4 protein-coding genes are annotated in these 2,467 nt (G+C 31.8%); 1 reads left to right on the forward strand and 3 read right to left on the reverse strand.

What is annotated here, in order from left to right; translation table 11 throughout:
* Positions 1 to 378: 378 nt before the first annotated feature.
* Positions 379 to 588: a hypothetical protein gene (locus ABD814_RS09810; protein WP_344912685.1), complete on the forward strand. Its 210-nt coding sequence runs from the start codon at positions 379 to 381 to the stop codon at positions 586 to 588.
* A 155-nt stretch (positions 589 to 743) separates the two neighbouring features.
* On the opposite strand, the gene ABD814_RS09815 is transcribed toward ABD814_RS09810, so the two are convergent.
* From ABD814_RS09815 to ABD814_RS09825, 3 genes are all read right to left on the reverse strand, one after another.
* Positions 744 to 1,163 carry a GNAT family N-acetyltransferase gene (locus tag ABD814_RS09815; RefSeq protein ID WP_344912687.1) on the reverse strand — a complete coding sequence of 140 codons (420 nt, stop codon included), beginning with the start codon at positions 1,161 to 1,163 and terminating at the stop codon, positions 744 to 746.
* Between the two features lie 66 nt (positions 1,164 to 1,229).
* Complete coding sequence (locus tag ABD814_RS09820) at positions 1,230 to 1,667, reverse strand: hypothetical protein (RefSeq protein WP_344912689.1); 438 nt, start codon at positions 1,665 to 1,667, stop codon at positions 1,230 to 1,232.
* 20 nt (positions 1,668 to 1,687) lie between these two features.
* On the reverse strand, positions 1,688 to 1,978 hold the full coding sequence (locus ABD814_RS09825) for a hypothetical protein (protein WP_344912691.1): 291 nt from the start codon (positions 1,976 to 1,978) through the stop codon (positions 1,688 to 1,690).
* Positions 1,979 to 2,467: the final 489 nt, after the last annotated feature.

The following is a 2,467-nucleotide window of genomic DNA, read 5'->3' on the forward strand; positions in this document are numbered from 1 at the left end:
CAATATCAAAGATCGGGCTCCTTTTCACTTAATTAGTGAAAGATCGATTGTGTATTTTTAATTGATTTAACGCTGTTTCTTAGTGGCTTATGGTCGGGCTGTGAATAATCTAGGTGTTATATTAGTAAAATAAATTACTTTTCGACAAAATGCTGTGTTTTTTGTCGAAAAATCGTTATTCATTTTCAAACATATAACAAAAAATTTTATGAATATAAACAACTGTCATAAAACGTTTTTTTATAACGGGAAGCTGCTTGGGATGTTTAATTGTGTGTTAGCTCATGCTATAATGGAGAAGGTAAGAATATCACTTCTAAATTGAACGGATGCCAATTAAAGCCTCCGCCGATCGATAAAATATGGGGGTATTAGAAAATGAAGAAACGATGGTCGATTGATAAAATCAAAGAATTTGTTGAGAAGAATTCAGACAGTAAGTTACTAACAACAGAATATCATGGATTTTCTCAAAAATTATTATTTAAGTGTGCATGTGGCAGTAACTTTGAAAAAACATTTACAAAATTTAAAAATAATAACCAACGTAAATGTGACGTCTGCCAACCACCAAAAATGTCACGCTAAACTGATAGTCGATACGAAAAAGCCCAATTCAAATGAACTGGGCTTTTTTTAGCTAGTGAACATAGTACTCTTGCCAGGAAAATAAGTTTACTATCATAACGATAATTTAAATATCTCCTTGCAAAAATATATTCTTTTGCATTTGAATAGTAAAGTCACCTAATTTCACCAAGCTTAGCGAAGGCTACTAAAGAACCTTGATCACAAGATTCAAAACCATTTTTTTCATAAAAGTGCCTGACATCCGGCGCTTCTTCCGTCAATAAAACCTTTTGCCGAATACTTTTATATTTATGCAAAACCTTTTGTATTAATCGGGTGGCAATCCCTTGATTTTGATAAGCATTTAGTACAAGAATATCTTGAATATAGATAATCGTTAATCCATCACCAACGATTCGAATTAACCCAACTAATTCTTCACCATTCCAAGCAGATATAACCTCTAATGATTGGTTAATCGCATTTTGAAGAACGTTTAAATCTTGCGTGTAAGCATACCACTCGACATCATTATATAATTTTTCTAATTGCTCTATATTTATATTTTTTCTATTAATAAAATTTATTAGCATTCACTTTTCCTCCTATTAATGACACCTCCATAACGCCCAAGTATTGATACAATACCAAGCACATACCTATTTTAACATCGTATTCAGTTCGAAATACTCTGTTAACGGAACTTTTCTACCTTCTTTGTACCATTTGTGGTATTCATTAAAAATTTGTTTTATGTCATTATTAGCACGCACTTCAATTAAAAAATTTACCGCAAGAAAACTACGCCAATAATTAAACATATTACTCGTTAAACTCCCTTGATAAGAATTACTCCCAAACTCATCTAACGAGTGGTTGCCATACTCTCCTTTAAACATTGCTACTAATTCTAACTCTACCTCTGTTATTGCCTGAAATTCGGCTTCATCTAAGGTCATTTTTCGTGACAAATAATCACACATACCTTCTTCAAACCAAATACCATCTACTCTCTCATCATCAAATTCATCTAAAAATAAATCTGAATGGTGCGTTAGTTCGTGTGCAACGATGGTGAATAAGTGATTCTCAGACATGTTTTCATAAAACTTCTCAACTATAGGGTTTTACGTCCCGCTAATTGTTTAATGAAAAGCTTTCTCCAACTAGATAAATCTGGGGACATATAAATTAAATCTTTGTTTGTATAGGCTGGTATAGGGACGTCTGAAAAAACAGTTGTCGCTAAATCCTCAGTTGTCCAGATGATGCCTTTTGGAAGATTAATTAGTTCAAAATTTTCTACCATTATTTTTTGATACTTTTCTAATTTTTCACTAAACATTTCAATAATCTTTTCATATTTAATATAGTCCGCTTGACTTTCAAACGCAAAAATATTTCTCATTTTATTTTCCTCTTTTCAGTAAACAGCCTTAATATTGACTATAGAACCTTAAATACTTTATTCCCTAAAAATCAGTTTTTCTTCAAACGTTTATTCAAAACACAAATGAAAGTAATTGACACACCTGCACGTCTGCCATATGACAAGTATCATCAAACAACTTTTGTATTGCTATCAAAATAACATAGATTTTTTTCATTGAAGGCTCCTTACTATTATCAAATATCATCGATCTGTTATTTATTGTTATTATGTCACTAAATACAAGACGTGTCAATTAGAATATTGCTGAGCACAGATTAAATATTAAGTAGATATCGCTAAATATGAACATGGCCAGCGTGCAATGGATGATTGTAAAAGTGACATGTAGTGCTTGAGAAAACACTCCAAGTCTTTAAAAATTTGATCACATGTATCCTGAGTTTTGCAGTTAAAACAAAGAAAAAACAGCCATGACCCCATATACATGAAGGGTTATGGCTGTTG

Origin of the sequence: Amphibacillus indicireducens (assembly GCF_039539605.1) — a bacterium.
In the GTDB taxonomy this organism is placed as follows: domain Bacteria; phylum Bacillota; class Bacilli; order Bacillales; family Amphibacillaceae; genus Amphibacillus; species Amphibacillus indicireducens.